At 36.2% G+C, this 19,200-nt stretch carries 15 protein-coding genes; 5 read left to right on the forward strand and 10 right to left on the reverse strand.

Annotated elements, in window-relative coordinates; all coding sequences use genetic code 11:
* Positions 1-335: 335 nt before the first annotated feature.
* The 3 genes from QNH24_RS23340 to QNH24_RS23350 all read left to right on the forward strand — a co-directional run bounded on the left by QNH24_RS23340 (position 336) and on the right by QNH24_RS23350 (position 6,018).
* Entirely contained in the window at positions 336-2,084 is a 1,749-nt protein-coding gene (locus tag QNH24_RS23340; protein ID WP_283869771.1) for a methyl-accepting chemotaxis protein, read from the forward strand.
* Positions 2,085-2,200: 116 nt separating this feature from the next.
* Positions 2,201-5,365, forward strand: coding sequence for a non-ribosomal peptide synthetase family protein (locus tag QNH24_RS23345; RefSeq protein WP_283869772.1), 3,165 nt, complete (start codon positions 2,201-2,203; stop codon positions 5,363-5,365).
* On the forward strand, positions 5,362-6,018 hold the full coding sequence (locus tag QNH24_RS23350) for a 4'-phosphopantetheinyl transferase family protein (protein ID WP_283869773.1): 657 nt from the start codon (positions 5,362-5,364) through the stop codon (positions 6,016-6,018). Before QNH24_RS23345 ends, QNH24_RS23350 begins: the two co-directional genes overlap by 4 nt.
* A 76-nt stretch (positions 6,019-6,094) precedes the next feature.
* Here the strand turns inward: QNH24_RS23350 and QNH24_RS23355 are convergent, their stop codons facing one another.
* The 6 genes from QNH24_RS23355 to groES form a co-directional block, all read right to left on the reverse strand.
* Entirely contained in the window at positions 6,095-7,105 is a 1,011-nt protein-coding gene (locus tag QNH24_RS23355) for an ABC transporter substrate-binding protein (protein ID WP_283869774.1), read from the reverse strand.
* An 11-nt stretch (positions 7,106-7,116) separates the two neighbouring features.
* Positions 7,117-7,878, reverse strand: a complete 762-nt coding sequence (locus tag QNH24_RS23360) for an ABC transporter ATP-binding protein (RefSeq protein WP_283869775.1) — start codon at positions 7,876-7,878, stop codon at positions 7,117-7,119.
* A gap of 4 nt (positions 7,879-7,882) precedes the next feature.
* Entirely contained in the window at positions 7,883-8,962 is a 1,080-nt protein-coding gene (locus QNH24_RS23365) for a FecCD family ABC transporter permease (protein WP_283869776.1), read from the reverse strand.
* A gap of 182 nt (positions 8,963-9,144) precedes the next feature.
* Positions 9,145-9,621 (reverse strand): hypothetical protein, encoded by a 477-nt coding sequence (locus tag QNH24_RS23370; RefSeq protein WP_283869777.1) that lies wholly within the window; start codon positions 9,619-9,621, stop codon positions 9,145-9,147.
* 272 nt (positions 9,622-9,893) lie between these two features.
* Complete coding sequence (gene groL, locus QNH24_RS23375) at positions 9,894-11,525, reverse strand: chaperonin GroEL (protein ID WP_283869778.1); 1,632 nt, start codon at positions 11,523-11,525, stop codon at positions 9,894-9,896.
* A gap of 124 nt (positions 11,526-11,649) precedes the next feature.
* The gene (gene groES / locus QNH24_RS23380) at positions 11,650-11,934 is read right to left on the reverse strand and encodes a co-chaperone GroES (protein ID WP_054771925.1); all 285 of its coding nucleotides are present in this window, start codon (positions 11,932-11,934) and stop codon (positions 11,650-11,652) included.
* A 191-nt stretch (positions 11,935-12,125) separates the two neighbouring features.
* On the opposite strand from groES, the gene QNH24_RS23385 reads away from it, so the two are divergent.
* Positions 12,126-12,872: a CPBP family intramembrane glutamic endopeptidase gene (locus QNH24_RS23385; protein ID WP_347342926.1), complete on the forward strand. Its 747-nt coding sequence runs from the start codon at positions 12,126-12,128 to the stop codon at positions 12,870-12,872.
* A 266-nt stretch (positions 12,873-13,138) separates the two neighbouring features.
* On the opposite strand, the gene QNH24_RS23390 is transcribed toward QNH24_RS23385, so the two are convergent.
* Entirely contained in the window at positions 13,139-14,518 is a 1,380-nt protein-coding gene (locus tag QNH24_RS23390; RefSeq protein ID WP_283869780.1) for an IS1182 family transposase, read from the reverse strand.
* Positions 14,519-15,609: 1,091 nt separating this feature from the next.
* Here QNH24_RS23390 and QNH24_RS23395 point away from each other — a divergent pair.
* Complete coding sequence (locus QNH24_RS23395; RefSeq protein WP_283869781.1) at positions 15,610-15,969, forward strand: hypothetical protein; 360 nt, start codon at positions 15,610-15,612, stop codon at positions 15,967-15,969.
* Between the two features lie 1,261 nt (positions 15,970-17,230).
* On the opposite strand, the gene tatC is transcribed toward QNH24_RS23395, so the two are convergent.
* From tatC to QNH24_RS23410, 3 genes are all read right to left on the reverse strand, one after another.
* Entirely contained in the window at positions 17,231-18,055 is an 825-nt protein-coding gene (gene tatC / locus QNH24_RS23400; protein ID WP_283869782.1) for a twin-arginine translocase subunit TatC, read from the reverse strand.
* Positions 18,056-18,071: 16 nt separating this feature from the next.
* Positions 18,072-18,257: a twin-arginine translocase TatA/TatE family subunit gene (locus QNH24_RS23405; RefSeq protein ID WP_283869783.1), complete on the reverse strand. Its 186-nt coding sequence runs from the start codon at positions 18,255-18,257 to the stop codon at positions 18,072-18,074.
* A gap of 154 nt (positions 18,258-18,411) precedes the next feature.
* Complete coding sequence (locus QNH24_RS23410; protein WP_283869784.1) at positions 18,412-19,047, reverse strand: redox-sensing transcriptional repressor Rex; 636 nt, start codon at positions 19,045-19,047, stop codon at positions 18,412-18,414.
* Positions 19,048-19,200: the final 153 nt, after the last annotated feature.

The raw sequence follows: 19,200 nt of genomic DNA on the forward strand, positions 1-19,200 counted from the left end.
TAATAAATTTTTATAAAAATATCAACACGAAACAGATATCCTTGTACTATTATACTGTTTTTTAAAATTTTATTTTAAAGATCATAAGTCGAAATAGTAAGTTTTTTGGGTTGTGAATCATTTTTTTTGGCAGTATAGTTGTTTAATGTTAGGGGATGTTTGGATTATTTTCCATTCATAAATATTTTAATAAAAAGGTATACATATCTTCCACGAAAATTACATCAGGACTGCCAAATGTAATGTTCTCTACTATTTACTTTTGACCATCTCAGCTGTGAATGTCTATTTTTTTACTTAAAATATGTTTTGTATATAATTATAGGAGGAAGAACATGAAAAAAAGTAAGAAACAGAACATGTCCATCAGTAGAAAATTAACAACTGTTGTAATAAGTATTTTACTACTATTCGGATTAGTCAATCTAGGTCTTTCCTATTATATAGTAAAGAATAGTAATTTAAAAGATATGAATCAATCTCTTTTCGATAAAGGAATGATCTTAGCAAAGTCAATAGACCTAAAAACATTGCAATCTGTTATCAAGGAGCCTAATGCTAGCAATCCAGATGTTCTTCGTTTAACAAAAGAAATGGACGCTATAAACGATCATTCGGATATTATCACAAATCTATTCCTTATAACAGTCGACGGAAAAAATATAAACGCGCCGGTTCTATCTTCAAGCGTACTGGATTTTGGGGCAGAGTATAACCAAGATATGATAGCTATGGGCTTATCAGATGACTTTTTAGCGAGAATTAAAGAAGTCTTTGAAACAAAAGAAGCGACCGCTACGAGCATCTATTCAGATGAGTATGGTAGCTATAAAACAGGCCTTACACCAATTTTGGATGAAAACGGAACAATTTTAGCCGCATATGCAATTGACTATGATGTTTCAATGGTAACGGCTAAGGCGATGACAGAGGTATCATGGATTCTTTTAGTGACAATAATTTTCTTAATTGGTTCATCCATTGCTGTTTATACAGTTTTAAAAAGAAAATTAACACCGATTCAACATCTCTCCCTACAATCTAAAAAAGTGGCAGATGGTAATTTAGAGCTAGAGCCCTTACCTGTGATATCAACAGATGAAGTGGGCCTTCTTACAGAAAACTTTAATTCCATGATTGAAAATTTGAAAGCAGTTATTAAAAGTACTACAAATGTTTCAGCACGTGTTTCGAACACTGCCAATGTACTATCTACAAATATGCAAGAAGCAACAGATTCATACAATAGTGTAGCTTCATCGATGCAAGAGATTGCAGGGGGCGCTGATTTACAAGTCCAAAAAGCAAAAGAAAGCTCGATTACCATTGAGGAAATGAGCATAGGTATTCAACGAATTGCCATGACTTCCAACAAAATATCGGAATCTTCCATTCAAGCATCTGAGGAAGCTGAAAAAGGAAATGACTCGACAAATAAATCTGTGGCTCAAATGAATGCAATTAGTAAAGCAGTGAATCAATCAGCAGCATCCGTAAAAATGCTTGGCGAACATTCAGGAAAAATTGAAGAAATAGTGGGTATTATTACTGGTATTGCCTCCCAAACAAATTTACTGGCATTGAATGCAGCCATAGAAGCAGCACGTGCTGGAGAAGCTGGAAGTGGCTTTGCTGTTGTAGCTGACGAAGTACGCAAGCTTGCTGAGCAATCTGAGGCATCCGCTCGCGAAATTTCCACACTTATCTCACATATTCAGCATGATACAAATACATCTGTAAACGTGATGATGCGTGCTGTGGAGGAAGTGGATAATGGTTTAGTCATGATCAATGATTCTGAGAAGTCATTTAGTCATATATTAACTTCAATCCACCATGTTACTGGACAAATACAAGAACTATCCGCAACAATAGAGGAAATGGCAGCCGGCATGGAGGAAGTAACCTCCGCTGTAAAGGATATGGAAGATTTCTCTGTGAGTTCAAGAGATAATACACGAGCAGTCGCTGAAACTTCCTCTTCTCAACTGAATACCGTACAAAGAGTTTCTGAAGAAGCACAAGTATTAACTGATTTGTCCAGCGAATTATTAAATGTTGTTAACACATTTGTCGTGAAATAAAAATGAAATGAGGCTTTCTATAAGCAGGTTCTCAATATCCCGCAGATTTATGAAAATCTGCGGGAGTTAATCGCTAAAATCTATTTTTAATATTCGGATAATAGGAGTTGTTATGATTGAATAATACACGAGATTTTAATATTTATTTATCACATCATCAAACACAACTATTTGAGCACCAACTGCCCGTCTCTCAGTGTACAGAACTGTTAAATGAACAGGATTTACTAGCATACCAAGCATTAAATCAAACTAAAGCCTATTACGATACACAAATCACAGTACCTGAAGTCTTTTATCAGGTTGCACACCAGTTTGCTGATAAAATTGCACTATCCTTCGAATGTGGTACGATGACCTATCATCAACTAAATGAACAATCTAATCAAATTGCTCATATGTTAGTAGACAAAGGTCTGCAAAAGGGGGATTTTGTAGCTATTATAATGGAGCGTAGTAAGGAAACAATTATTAGTCTTCTAGGTGTACTAAAAGCAGGTGGTGCCTATGTTCCCATTGATCCAAGCTATCCACGAGAACGTTGCCAATACCTTTTGAACGACACTAGCGCCCCATTTGTATTGACGAAAGATGAACATATAAACTTACTGAAACAACTTATACATAATGATGAACAACCTCGGATGGTGTTGACCGTCAATCAGAAGGATAGTTTTACAAAAGAAAATATCCACAGCGATCTACACCCATCCGATTTAGCCTATATTATTTATACATCTGGATCCACAGGTAAACCAAAAGGTGTCATGCTCAAACATGAGGCTGTTATTAACTTAATAACAGATAATCAGAGAATTTACCAATCCACTAAAGATGACGTCTATTCTCAGTTTATCTCCTACAGTTTTGACCCTTCAGTCACAGAAACATTTACGGCTTTTTTTTCAGGTGCAAGACTACATATGCTCACAAGTATTGAACGTCTATCCATCGAAGCATTTGCTAATATGATTGCACGGGAAAAGATTACTACCGCAACAGTACCAAATGCTTTCTTTACACAGCTTGCCACATATCTACCTGTAGAATATCAAGAAAAATTATCGACTCTTAAATATTTATCAGTCGGCGGTGAAGCACTAATGCCCGCTGTTGTACAAAGATGGCAAGAGAAATTCGGTAAAAATACTGAAATTGTTAATGTTTATGGACCAACTGAATGCACAGTGCTATCCTCCTACTTCAGGATAAAAGATACGATAACAGACAATCAAGGGAGTATGCCAATTGGCAGACCGATTGCCAACTATGAAATGTATATTGTTAATAGCAATCATCAGCTTTGTCCAATCAATGTCACAGGTGAATTATGTATTGCAGGCATTGGTTTAGCAGCAGGTTATTTACACCAGCCTGAAAAAACAGCCGAGGTTTTTGTTCCACATCTATTCAAAACCGAGGAATTGATGTATCGAACAGGCGATTTAGTTCGTTTATTGCCAAGTGGTGTCATTGAATTTATTGGACGGAAAGATTCCCAAATTAAAGTTAGAGGATTTCGTATTGAGCTTGGGGAAATTGAAGCTGTATTAAGTAATTTCCCTAGCATACAAGAGGCAATCATTGTAGCGAAGAAAAAGGCTGATGGAAATAATAGTTTATTAGCCTATTATACTGTGTCAGGCGGCATGCAAATAGAACAAATGACCATTAGAGAGTATTTATCAAATAATTTACCAGAATATATGGTTCCTGAGCGATTCTTTGAATTACCAGAAATGCCTCTGTCTCCAACAGGTAAAATTGACAGAAAGCAATTACTGGAGATAGAAGAAACTACATCTCTAAATAGCAAATATGTAGCCCCAGAAAATGATAGACAGAAATTGCTAGCTAAGGCATGGGAGTACGTTCTTGGTGTAAGACAAGTTGGCATTCATGATAACTTTTTCCACATCGGTGGACATTCGTTGAAAGTTTTAGAGATTCTTGTACAAGTGAAGAGGCATATTCCCTTCTTAAAAATACAGGACTTCTTCCAATATCAAACTATTGCAGAGCTTGATTATTACATTCGTAACTATCAGTCTGAGAATCACGAAAATCCTAAGATGACTTCTACTGCCCTATTAAAGGAATTAAAGGAACCGAACTCCCTACCAGTTTCAAAACTAGTAAAACCATTACCGATGAACACTGTTTTACTAACTGGCGCAACTGGCTTTTTAGGAAGTCATGTATTATACGAGCTGCTAATGACAACAAATGTCCAGGTTTACTGTCTCATTAGACCTAATGCACGTATATCCCTTGAAGAAAAGCTTAATGAGACTATGCAATTTTATTTCGGAGATGGTATCACTACACGTTTGAAAGATCGAGTGACAGTGATACAAGGAGATTTAGGACATCAAAGGCTGGGCTTATCTAACAAAGATGAGAATGCCATTATTAATCAAATTGATGCAATTATTCATTGCGGAGCAGATGTAAGACATTTTGGTGCAGCGGAACAATTTAAAGATGTTAACGTCGAGGGCACTAAATATTTGCTGGAACTAGCTAAACGTAAAAAAGGTATTCATTTCCATTATGTTTCAACAATGGGGATTCCGGAGGAGCTTGCCGCAAATAATTGGGGACCCAATGAAGCACAAGGTAATTTTAATTATGACTACCAGCTCAACAATGTTTATACGCAGAGTAAGCTAGAGGCTGAGAATCTCGTACGTCAGGCCAGCAAGCTTGATATTCCTATATCCATCTATCGTGTTGGGAATTTAACCTGTCATTCTGAAACTGGTAAATTCCAACGCAATATCGATGACAATGCTTTTTATCGTATGATTAAATCCATGCTTTATTTGGGTAAGACTCCTATTGCTCATTGGCACGTTGATTTTACACCAATTAATTATGCAAGCCAAGCGCTAGTGGCTCTCGCAGGTCAGCCTACTTCAAACGGACATGTATTCCATTTATGTAACCCAACTCCGCTACGTTATCTAGACTTTATTGACGTGATTAAGGATCTTGGCTATGAGCTTGAAACTGTGACTGCTCAGGAATATACGAATTGGCTTTTATATAACGAGCATACAGAGGAAGCACAGGCGTTTTTATCATTAGCCATTGCACAGCTAGAAGGTGATGGAGCAAGTGATTCACCATTTATCTTTAATTGCGATAAAACACAAGCATTTTTAGCACATACAGAGATTTCATGTGCAGTGCCCAATGCAGCCTTTATTCGCAAGATGGTTCATTATGGCATAAAAATGGAGTACTTCCCTGAGCCAGAGTCTATAAAAATCATATGAAGATTCACAAAGTATACTTATTTGCGTTACCTCTTGGTCAACAACTGGTACAAGCAGAATGGAATACGCTTTTCCATCCGCTATCACTGGCAGAGCAACATAGAATTTTACAATATAAGCATTGGCAGGACAGGCAAAGAGCCTTATTAGGAAACACGCTTATTCAATGGGCGCTTCAAAAGGTCCTCGGCAATTACCGAATTCAAATGGAAAGAGATGCTAACGGACGTCCATATATAATAAATGATAATTGGAAAGGCGATATAAATCTATCACATTCGGGAAAGTGGATAGTTGTGGCACTAACTACAAAGGGGCGCGTGGGAATTGATGTAGAAGAAATAATACCTTTGAGTGAAGAGGTCATATTTTCTGCAATGACACAGGCTGAATTAGCTATAGTTAATTCAGAAGACAATCCCAATCGATTACAAGCCTTTTATGAGCTATGGACATTAAAGGAAGCCATCTTTAAAACAGGTCTATTTTTGAATTCCTCGCCAAATTTGATAGATACAAGTACTATAAATAACAATCTTACTACTCGGTTAATCTATCTTGATAAGCAGCATCCCGTTTCTATTTGTTGGGATAGTATGCTTACATATTTATCAATCATAATATTGAATAGAAACCAATTACTGATTCATTAAAAATAGGAATAGCCACTAGAAAATTTCTAGCGTGCTATTCCTTTAAAAATTGGGGATTAACCTTCTTACCATTCACTTATTTAAATAAAACTGGATACATTTCTTTTGCTAAAGCTTCCATACCGTCAATTGTATTATAGCCATAACCGAACATGTAATTATAATCTACAATATAAATTTGTTTATTTTGAATAGCCTTCATGCTTGAAAGTTTAGGATTGGCATAAATTTCTTCCCGCACTTTTGTAAGATCTGATCCATCCCAGTTTGGTAGAATTAAAACATCTGGATTTGTAGCAATTAAAGTCTCGATGCTAATATCACCTGTTTCATCCTTAAAGATATTATCTAGTTTAATCATATTAAAAGCATCGTTAAAGAATGATTCACCATGTGCTGACCATACGAAAAGATCTTTTGGATCATTCGTATGCAAATAAGCAAATGTTTTGTGATCTTTAATGCTCTCTAATTTAGTAGAGATAGTCTTTTGTCTATCTTTTAATTCCTTAATAAAGCTAGCTGCTTTGTCTTGAACATTAAAAATTTCCCCAACATTCTCTATATCTTTGTAGATGGATTCATAGGTTCCTCCTGTTATAGAAGATTCTAAAACATATGTTTTAACGCCCATATCATTAAGAGAATCTACAGTACCTACACCCCATTCAGCATTATCAAATAATCCACCCCGTCCAAAAACTAAATCTGGATCAGTTCCTAATGTAACCTCTTTGCCAACATATCCATCGCTTAAAATATTTAACTTTTCATATTCTTTCTCTACAGATGTATCAGGTGCACCAAAGTTTGCACCAACTCCAACAATTTTGTCCCCTAGGCCTAAGTGTAATAATAGTTCTGCTGCTGGGCGTGTGTTAGCCATAATTCTTTCAGGTGCTTTATCGAATTTTTGTTCTTTCTTTTCCCAAGTTGATCCACCTTCAGCCTTTGTATAGTTTTCTATGGTTAGTGGATAATGTTCATTCGCTTCTGATTCCTCAGATGTATTTTTTGCTGTGCCACCGCAAGCTGTTAACAGTAACATAGCTGCTAAGCTCATTCCTACTAATAATCTCTTCTTCATTTATAACCCTCCTAAAATCCATATGCAAAGCTTAATCCATTCGTCACTGGATTAGTAAATGTTTGGCACTTTATTTGATATAAAGCTTCTATTGTATCAGGTGTTAAAACTTCCTCTGGTGTGCCATGCGCATAAATTTCACCATCTTTCACTGCGTAAAGATAGTCACAATAATGTGCTGCCATCTCTAAATCATGAAGAGCTGCAAGAACGCCTATATTTAATTCCTTCACACAGGATAAAATTTCAATTTGATAGCGGATATCTAAATGATTGGTCGGTTCATCCAATATCATAAATTTAGGTTGCTGTGCAATCGTTCTTGCTAAAATAACCCTTTGCTTTTCCCCACCTGATAACGATAGATAACTGCGATCCTTATAATCTTGCAAATTTGTACGTTTCAGCGCTTCCTCAACAATTCCATAATCATGCTTCGTGTCTGACTCTAACATTTTCTTATGCGGAGTTCTGCCTAATAGCACCATCTGATGCACAGTTAAATCAAAATGCATTTCATTAAATTGCCCTACTACACCTAAGTGCTGAGAAATCTTTTTCTCTGGACTTTTTAAAACATCTAAATCGTCTAAAAAGACCATTCCCTTTTGTGGTGAAATGCTTTTATAGATACTTTTCAGTAAAGTTGACTTTCCGCATCCATTTGGTCCGATTAAGCCCACAAATTGTTGCTTTTTTACATGAATAGAAACGTTTTTAACAATTTCTTTTTTGCCTATCTTGACTTCCATTTCCTTAGCAATTAATTCCATTGTTCTACCCTCCGAAGTTGTAACCTTTTTTTACAATCATGTAGATAAATAATGGTGATCCAATGACAGAGGTAATGATTCCTATAGGTAATTCAACATTTTGGATTAAAGTTCTAGATAAGATATCTGCCCAGATCATAAATAATCCTCCTAACAGTAACGTCCCCAACATTAAGCGTTTATGATCTGCACCAAAAATACCCCTTGTAATATGAGGAATAATTAAACCAACAAAGCCAATCATTCCCGCATAGGCAACCATAGTTCCTGCTATTAAAGAAGTAAGAATCATATATAACTTTCGATAAATACTTAAATTGATTCCTAATGTAATAGCTGATTCATCACCTAATAGCATTGTATTTAATATACGGTGTTGGAAAAGAAATAACGCAGCACCTATCACAACGACAACTGTTAAGATTGGTGTCTTGTCCCAGCTAGCAGTGGCGAGACTCCCCATTGACCAAAATGTAACAGCTTTAATGGCATCCGTATTTTTAGCAAAAAATATCATAAGGCTTGAGAACGAACTACATAGCGCACCTATCACAACCCCTGATAACACGAGTTTAATGGAGGTTGCTTTACCACCAATACTTGATAAAAGAAGAACGGCCATCGATGTCAACATTGCACCTGCAAAAGCGCCAAAAGCTACACCAAACTGAGCTAAGAACGCACTACCACCAAAGCCAATTAGAATAGCGAAGGTTGCACCCAATGTTGCACCTGAAGAAATGCCCAAAATATATGGATCAGCAAGCGGATTTTGAACAATCGCCTGCATGACCACCCCACATAAGGCAAGTCCAATACCAATCAATAAGGCAAAAACCACACGAGGCATTCTTACCTGCAAAATAATATTTAAATACGATTGATTTTGAATATGATCAAGTGACCCTAACTTTCCATTGGTAATCGTATGTAAAAGAATATCCATAGATTGCTTGAACGGAATACTAACCTGCCCTATTGATACGGATAACACAGCAGATAATAAAATTGCTCCAATGATAAGTAAGATCATGACATAATACATGTTACCTATGCCTATTCTCTTAGCATCCTGTTTATCCAAGATATCACCTCTATCTATAACATTTTCCCTTAATGATAACGATTATCATTTTCAATATGTATTGTAAGTGATAATCTATTGAAAAACAACAGGAAAATTAATTTAATAGCTTTCTCCATGTTCAATCAGTACAAAAAAAAGCCTGTTCTCAAATTATAAATTTGAAAGCAGACCGTTGATTTTTAAATTTTTATATCTACCGTTGAGCTAGAATTATCCTGACTTGTTGGTTCGCTTATTTCTTCAGATATACCTGACTGTTGCTTATTTTGACTCTCCTCATCCTCAGACAATTGTTTGTACTCCTTTGGATCCTCTTTGGGTATACGCATAGTCAGGGCTTTCCCATATAATGCTGGGTCATGCTTGACCAAAAATTGATGATCCTTCGTTGGAACTTTATCTCCAGAGGAAATACGTCTTGCAATTTCTAAACATGTTGTATAAATTTTTAATGCGTCTTCCTCTGCCTTCACTCGCTCCTTAGCAGCCTCAGTTTCTCTCTTTAGTTGCTCTGCTATCTTTTTTTGCCTTTCTAGTTCTTGCTCCCTCTTTTGCTTCTGCATCAATTGTTTTTCCTCTTCAGTTACTTGTGTTGCTGACTTCGTTAGTTTATGATCAGTGACTGGCTGATGATATTGGTTATATTCAATGCGCATCTATTTTCCTCCTTTCAATATTAAAAGAGCTGCTTAATTTAATATTCGGTAAAAACCATATCAAATGAACTACAAATTTAGATATTTTGCCAGTTAGTAACTAAGAGGAATCATAAACTCTTAATTACTCTCTAAAAGATGAAGAAATGAAAAAAAGGCTTCTCAAAAGTTTACACAACTAATGAGAAGCCTCTATTAAAATCCATTATATTATCAAAATGTTAGCATTTCGCCTTTTATTTACCCTTTATATTAAGGGCTAAAGCGAGTGATTACATCATGCCAGGCATACCCATACCGCCCATATCAGGCATTCCTGGAGCTGCTGGTTCTGGAATATCTGCTACAACTGCTTCTGTTGTTAAGAATAGTGCTGCTACAGATGCTGCGTTTTGTAGAGCTGAGCGCGTTACTTTCGCTGGGTCTACTACGCCCGCTTCAATCATATTCACCCATTCACCTGTTGCTGCGTTGAAGCCTACACCGATTTCTTCACGTTTTAGGCGGTCCACGATGATTGAGCCTTCAAGACCAGCGTTGTTCGCGATTTGGCGAACTGGCTCTTCTAAGGCACGTAGAACAATTTTCACACCTGTTGCTACATCGCCCTCTTCTGCCTCTGCAACTTTTTCAACAGCAGCATACACGTTAAGAAGTGCAGTACCACCACCTGATACGATACCTTCTTCAACAGCTGCACGAGTTGAGTTAAGTGCATCTTCAATACGAAGTTTACGTTCTTTTAACTCAGTTTCTGTTGCAGCACCAACTTTGATGACTGCTACACCACCTGCTAATTTTGCAAGGCGTTCTTGTAATTTTTCTTTATCGAACTCTGAAGTTGTTTCAGCAAGCTGAGCACGGATTTGACCAATGCGGCCTTCAATTGCATCTGCACCGCCAACACCTTCTACGATTGTTGTATTGTCTTTTGTTACAACCACTTTCGCAGCGCGACCAAGTGATGTAATATCAGCTGTTTTAAGGTCTAAGCCTAATTCTTCTGTAATGACTTGACCACCTGTTAAAATGGCGATATCTTCAAGCATTGCTTTACGACGGTCACCAAATCCTGGTGCTTTAACCGCTACAGCATTGAATGTTCCGCGAAGTTTGTTTACTACAAGTGTTGCAAGAGCTTCCCCTTCAACATCTTCAGCAATGATTAAAAGTGGACGGCCTTGTTGTACCACTTGTTCTAATAATGGTAATACTTCTTGAATGTTAGTAATTTTTTTATCTGTAATTAAAATGTATGGATTATCAAGAACCGCTTCCATTTTATCTGTATCAGTTACCATATAGTGTGAAGCGTAGCCACGGTCAAACTGCATACCTTCTACTACGTCAAGCTCTGTTGTGAAGCCTTTAGATTCTTCAATTGTGATAACACCATCGTTACCAACACGCTCCATTGCTTCAGCAATAAGTTGTCCAACTTCATCATCAGCAGCAGAGATGGCAGCAACCTGTGCAATTTCATCTTTATGGCTTACTGGACGAGAAATTGCATGTAATTCTGTCAGTGCAGCAGCAACTGCTTTATCAATCCCTTTACGAATACCAACAGGGTTTGCACCAGCCGTCACGTTTTTCAAGCCTTCACGAATAATTGCTTGTGCCAAAACTGTCGCAGTAGTTGTACCATCACCTGCGATTTCATTTGTTTTAGAAGCAACTTCTGCTACTAATTTTGCACCCATGTTTTCGTATGGGTTTTCTAGTTCAATTTCTTTTGCAATTGTTACACCGTCATTAGTAATAAGCGGTGAACCGAATTTTTTTTCTAAAACGACATTGCGCCCTTTTGGCCCTAATGTAATTTTAACTGCGTTTGCTAATTTATCTACACCTTGTAACATTAATGAACGAGCTTCTTCTGAGAATTTAATATCTTTTGCCATTTGAATTTACCCTCCTGAAATGGAATATTCGTTAAGCTTCATCAATATATTTATATCAATTTCACCATACTGTTATTGTCATATGTGACAATCATTATAGGCATTGCTTTATTAAAGCATTGAATTATTCAATAATTGCAAGAATATCGCTTTCGCGTAAGATTAGGTATTCATTACCCTCATACTTAACCTCTGTACCAGCGTATTTTGAGAAAATAATGCGGTCGTCAACTTTAACGTCAAGCTCTACACGTTGTCCGTTTTCTAACACACGACCTGTCCCAACTGCTACAACTTTACCCTCTTGTGGCTTTTCTTTTGCAGAGTCTGGCAGTACAATACCGAATGCAGATTTTTCTTCTACCTCGATTAATTCAATTACAATACGATCTCCTAGTGGTCTTAACAAGTGAAACAACCTCCTATTAATTAAATGTTTGTTGAGAGTTTATTAGCACTCTATCCAGTTGAGTGCTAACACAATTATTATGATAATCAATCACACTTTTTTTTGCAAGTCAGAACTTCGAAAAATTTTGTTTTCTTTCCAAATTCCTCTACAATAGAAAAGTAGCATAATGAATGGAAAGGATTTTGACTGTGACTAATTCTCAAAAAGTAAATAAACATAAAAAAACAGCCCTATATGTTTTATTGATTTATATTCTCATGCAAATATCAGGCAAATGGCTGATAGAACCGTTTCACAAGCTTGTTATGAGTACTACTGGTTTAGCTAGTGCACAAGCCGCTCCACTTACACAAGGCTGGTATATTGCACTAAGCTTTGCCATTGCATTAATCCTTAGCTTATTCCTAACATCCCGCGATAAAACGTTTTGGGATATTTATCAGGGAAAGAAAGAAACTATACCGCTATCAATTATGTGGGGAATTATTGGTTTTTTCTTAGTTTTCATCGGCCAAATGATTGGTGTAGCTATCGAAATGGCTGTATTTGGTATCCAAGGTGGTTCGCAAAACACGGCTGATATTGTAGCTATTGCTAAAGGTGCTCCCATTGCAATATTAGCGATTGTCGTATTTGGACCTATATTAGAAGAGTTCATCTTCCGCCGTGTTATTTTTGGATCGCTTGTCCAAACAACGAATTTCTGGATAGCAGCAATAGTAAGTGCCATTTTCTTTGCTCTTATTCATAGGGACTTCTCACATATCTTGCTTTATACAATTTGTGGATTAATTTTTGCCTTCTTATACCACAAGACAAAACGCATTTGGACGTCCATTATCGCCCATGTCATGCTGAATGGTTTTGTGACACTTGTACAAGTGTATGCAGAACAGTTACAAAAGTTGCTTGATGAACTACAAAAAATGCAATAAATATTTATAAAGTTCAAAAGGTAATACACAAAAATAGACTTAGTTGAGTATTGTATAACTGCCGATTATTGATAACTTAGTTACATCACGATTGATTTCGGCATAAAAGGCTTCCTTTATCAAAAAAAGGACAATAGGATTGATCCCAAATAAAAATAGCAACAGAAAACTATTCGTTCTCTGTTGCTACATAGTGTTGAAATAAGATTATGTCAATGAAAATGCCACAAATTTTTTATGGCATTTTTATGATTCTATTTGTTTTTTTAAACAGATTCTTCTATAATTTCATGTGTTAGGTGTAGACCAATTTGCTTGAGTGAGCGGAGTTTGGTCCACTTTTTCAAGTTTTGTATGATGGCTGTCATCAAAACTTGTCTTTTTACTTTTTGGACTCCACGGTAACGCGCATAGCGTAAACCGTGGAGTTCTTTACTATGTGCGAAGCTAAGTTCGACAGTGGCTGGACGTACAGAACGAAGGATTTTCCCCCGATACGACAAGCGTTGCCCTCGTAATTGATTATAAATTTCTTGGTGAATCGAAATTCGTAACACACGGTCTTCGTTTTCCCTTTTTACAAAAGGGCAGAATTGACAACTTCCTTTTGGTGGTTTGAATTCGTGATAGCCCTGTCGATTCGTTGTTTTATAATAAAATGGTACACCACATGGACAGGCATAGAGATCCTCATTCACCTGTTTAAACTGATAACGGCGACAATTCGGGTGGTCCTTCGTTGCGAATCGTCGATAAGACATATAAACGAAGAATTTCCTTTCAAACAATCTTCGGGCAAGAGGGGCATTGTAGTAACCTGAGTCGAGCGCTATTTCCTTCGCGTATTGCCCAAATAATTGCTTTAATTGATCCACTTGTCCTACTAATTTACGATGCCCTGGTACATTCGCAGCTGTGACATCTGTCGCAATGATAAAGTTATGTAACGAATCCACAATACGGTGCTCAAAATACGCAAAGCGCCCACGTTCATCATGTTTAACAGACAAACGTGCTTCCGGATCCACAGGGCTACTATTTGTTCGCTTTTCTTCTACCTTTGGCTCTTTTGTCATAAGAAGTTTCTTCCCATGACGCGCACGGTGTTCATTAATAAGCGTTAAATCATCCTCTTTTTCTTCTATGATTTTCTCTTCAATCTGTACGTTACGCACCCGTTTATTGGCATTCGCTTTTAATTCCGTTTCATCTGCCACCCATGTTTCGTTCGCAATAAATCCTTCATCGTGAATGGAAAGAAGACAATGTTGAAAAAGTTCCTCCCAAAACGCCACACCCTGCAGACGTTGCGAAAGAAACTTAGAGATGGTTGAGTGATCTGGAATTTTTTCTGTAGGAGAAATGCCTAAAAACCAGCGATACGTTGCGTGTTGCTTCACTTGCTTACACGTAAAACGAACTGAACGAAAGCCTTCTAAATACTGAATCAATAAGATTTTCACCAACATGATCGGATCTTTTGTTGGGCGACCAATACTGTATGGATAAAAAACTTCCAATTGTTTCGATACAAAATTCCAGTCCATCACTTGATCCATCTTCACTAACTGATGCGAGGGGTCGTACATCATCTCGTAGAACTTTCGATTCTCTTCAATCTCTCTTCTGGAGTATGTAACGTACATAAAAAATCCCCTCACTTCACTTATTTCATTAATGAGAGGATTTTATTGGAATGTTCACATTTTGTCTATAGACGATTTTGTTTTTCAACAGAATGAAAGTAGTATGCTGATTATTAGCATACTATTTTCATAGTGTTGAAAAACTAAATGGTCAAGGATACCTTTGTGAATATTTAGTCAAAATGAAGATGATTTCCGTTCCAGGCTACTCGCTTTGTTGCTGACGCTTCGCTTTCGCACAGAGCAAAGCTTCCTGTGGGCGAGCGACGAGCCGCTTCCTGCGCTGACGCTCCGTGCAGGGTCTCATCTGTCTCGCTATCCCACGGGAGTCGAGTAGCCTTGCACTCCAATCAGCAATAGTGTAGAACTTTAAATATTTTCTTCCCTCAAAAGTAAAATAAAAACATGTTACTCACCATCATTAAATGGATAGAATAGTGGTACAATTCTATAGCTGTTAACCTACATTCTATGCATAAAACTACTTTTTCATTTTACATAAAAAGCCACTTATTACTGTCGCTCTGCATTCACATAGAAAAATGTTATCAAAGCTCCATTTTTGCACAATATAGTGATGGCTAAGACTTCAAATTTATCACTATTAATTTGTGTGAAATGCCAGAAGAAAATACTATGAGCAGTGGTTGATTGGAGTGTAGACTGAGTGACTCCTCGGGGATTCAGCGTCACAGATGAGACCCTGGAGCGAGCAGCGCGAGTGAAGCGGCTCCATCGGACGCCCCCAGGAAAGCACTCAGTCGGAACGGAGATCAACCCCTCGTTTTGAAAAAGGACTATACTTTTAATTTGTCACCTTGATTTCATTGACATAATAGTATTTCAACAACATGTAGCAACAGAAAACTATTCGTTCTCTGTTGCTATTTTTTTATTTTGGGAAACAAAATTTATACAAGTCCAATAATTCTATATAGTTTATACATAGATAAAATAGTAAATATTCACAAAAATCCAAATTTACTGTAAATTAGTATTGATTAGCCATAATGAAAGTGATAGACTTGATTTAACTTGAGTGTAGATAACTTTTATATAGCGCTTTAAAAGGATTAAAGGAGGAATTAAATATGCAACCGAAAAAAATGATTAGTGGTGTTTTACTAGGATTATCAGTAACTCTATCAGGAGCACTAATTTCTTCAGCAGAAGAAATAGAGAATAATGGTATTAATAATGTAAGAACTGAAAGTAATAGTAAGATTTTACAAAACTCTGGAGAAATAACTCCTTATGCTGTACATGAAAGATGGGTTTCAGGAATTAGAAAACCTTACTCACAATTCTCAACTGTCGAAAAACAAGTAATTTATATTAACGGCGATTGGGCTGGTGTACTAAATTTAGTAGCTGTTGAAGATTCATATGACGTTTTCACAGGAAAATTCATTAAAGTTGGTATTTATGAGGGTTGGGTATATCCAAGATAGTATAAAAATTCATATACTTCCAAGGAAATTTGAACTATTTTCCTTTATTGTAAAAACTCCAGCACTATAAGACAATAATTTCAAGAAAATCTATTTAGTATTTGAACTGCATCCCAATTGGAGGTGTAGTTTTTTTATGAATAAATTTAGAATAAAAGAAAAACTAGAAGCAACTAATTGCTTAATAGTAAATAAGTATTATTACCTTGATATTGTTTATCAATGGGAACAAATCGACAATTTACTGTTAAACCGGATAAACAATATAAACATATCCAAATTACACATCACAGTTTAAATTAGAGTACTAAATTTTATGATTGAAAACCACTGGGTTACGATGCCAAGATGGGCGCACATCCATGAAAAAAGATTTACACAAACAACCTTACTAGCAAGAGTAGCAGGCTATTCCTGAAGCAATTAAAGCTAGTCAAACGTTGACATATGGAAATCGAGTATTTCGGTGCACAAATTCTACTCAGTAGCACGCATTACGATTTAATAAAAATATGAAGCGTCAAGTTCCTACATGTAGATTTAAAGGCTGAAATTCAAGCTATTTATACGGATGTTATAGCTATTGTTGTATTCGCGATAAACCAACATTTCAAGGGCAAAAGTGAGTCATAATATATAGCGGAAACGCCTAATGAGAAATGGTAGGGATATTACGGAGTTAAGATTGTTTGGTAAGAAGATTTATTTAACTGTGAAATTTATTACGTATACAATTGGCTCTCTACCTATTCACTGGTTTCAGATAGTTATAAAAAGCCTATAGAACATTTACCTGAGGATTACTGGATACTGATGCATTCGGGTATTAAGGTTGTTATTATTAAATAGAGAAGTATCTTATGAATACTTGAATCAAAATGAATCAAACAAGGTATGTCTCATTAAGTGAACTGTGAAGATAACGCCATGATAAAGTGTATTTCTTTGGTATCACGAAGTCAAAATTCCTTTATTTATTTGTTGCTTTTGGATTAGCTACAATTTGAAGTACACGATAATAATCGGAATCATTCTTCTTAGAGTTCTAATGTCAACGTTGATTCTGCTTTTCGAGGTAAGAACCCTGATTCTTCTACGTAATCACTAGGATTACTATACTTCTTGGCTAATTCCCAATAAGAAATGATGTCTTAAATATTCTTATAAATTAAAATATACTGCTATACTTTGACATATAAAATACCCAAAAGTTAGATTTTTGACACTAACTTTTGGGTGTCACTTCAATTCTAAAAATTGATTATTGATTATTTAATTCTTCAATTTGTTTCCGTTGTAACTCAAGTGCCTCTTCAATCTGCCGCTTTTGCTCAGCTTCCTGCTCCTCTTTCAATCGCATTTCCTCTGATTTCAAATATTTTTTATAGCCAATACGCGAAATCATAATACTAATTTCATAAAGAACAAACAAAGGTACTGAAACCATTAAATGTGAAGCCAGCTCAGGTGGAGCGATTATGGCAGCACATACAAACAAACCAAAATAGGAATACTTTCTAAAACGAACTAGTATTTCAGGTGATAGCATTCCGATACGTGAAAAGAATAGGACTACTACCGGTAATTGGAAAAGGAAACCAAATGGTATTGTAAGTCTAAATAAAAATGAAAAATACTCCTTTATGCCAATTGTCGGCAGTACCTCTAATTCATTCGATAAACTCATCATAAATTTTAGGACATAAGGAAAGAAGTAAAAGAAAGAAAAGGACAACCCTGCTAAAAACAATAAAAACGAATACGGAATATACTTTAAGGTTGCTTTTCGTTCTATGTCCCTTAGTCCTGGACTTATAAATGCCCACAATTGGTACATCAATATCGGCGATGAAACAATAAATGATATTAAAAAAATAACTTGGATATAAATTGAAAGTGGTGTCACTACATCAAATGAATGGAGTTCTATATTATAGGATTCCCCAGTAATTTGAAGATATTTAACAATTGGCTTTGCAACAAAAAAGCCAGCAATCATAGCAAGAACAAAGAAAACGGCAACAATGAAAAGCCGCTTTCTTAATTCTTCTATATGTTCAATAACAGTTAGATCTTTTGGATTCATTCCTCAACATCCTAACTTACTTATCTAGTTCTTTCTTTTTCTTATCATCATCTTCATCGTCCGCTAAACCTTTAGTAGCATTTTTGAATTCACGTAGTGTTGAACCGAATGCCTTACCAAGCTCTGGTAATTTCTTAGGGCCAAAAATTAGTAACGCGACAACTCCGATAATAATGAGGCTCATTGGACCTATTGGACCCATTTCAGCCACCTCCTCTTTATATCCATCATTTTAACGCATAATTCGCCATTTTGCTAACTAATTATATGTGAAAGTTTTTCGTCACTCTTATAGATTACTTCTTATTTTATTTCATATTTCTATTTGACAGAAACTGTGAACTATACTTGGAATTTCACTCTTCCTGATTACGAATTAAATAAATAAGTGCCTGTAATTCGACAGACAAATCTATTGTTAAGAGTTGCATTTTATCTGGGACAGTAATGCGCTCTGGGGTAAAATTTAAGATTCCCTTAGCATTCATGGCTGCTAGACGATCAGCCATCTTTTGTGCTGAGCGTGGTGAAACTGTTAAAATGGCTAGCTCTGCGCCATATTCTGCATATTTTTCCTCCAATAGATCAGGGTGAAAAACGGGGATATTACTAATCATTTTGCCATCCTTTGGAGCTTTAGAATCGAATGCTACAACGATATGTGTATTATGGTTCTTTTGAAAATTATATTTTAATAGAGCACTACCTAAATTCCCTACACCGATTAACGCTACTTTTGTCGTTTCATGTTGATCTAGCGTCTGACTAAAAAATTTTAATAAATGTTGAACATCATAGCCATATCCTTTTTTCCCAAGCGCACCAAAATAAGAAAAGTCACGGCGAATGGTTGCTGAATCTATTTTCATCGCCTCACTTAGCTCCTTCGATGAAATTCGTTCCATGCCTTCGTGCGCAAAGTTTTGGATAAATCGATAGTAAAGAGGAAGTCTTTTAGTAGTGGCTTGTGGAATTTTTAGTTCTTGTTTCAAACTTTTTCCTCCTCGTATGTATCAAAATTCGCCTAAACATATTTTAAATAATACATGCTTATTGAACTACTTACAAAGTTTATTATTTCTAATTGGAGAATTTCCCTTTAGTTAATGGCGCCATTTACGCTACTAACTAAAGGGAAATCGTTT

Source organism: Lysinibacillus pakistanensis (genome assembly GCF_030123245.1).
Lineage (GTDB): Bacteria > Bacillota > Bacilli > Bacillales_A > Planococcaceae > Lysinibacillus > Lysinibacillus pakistanensis.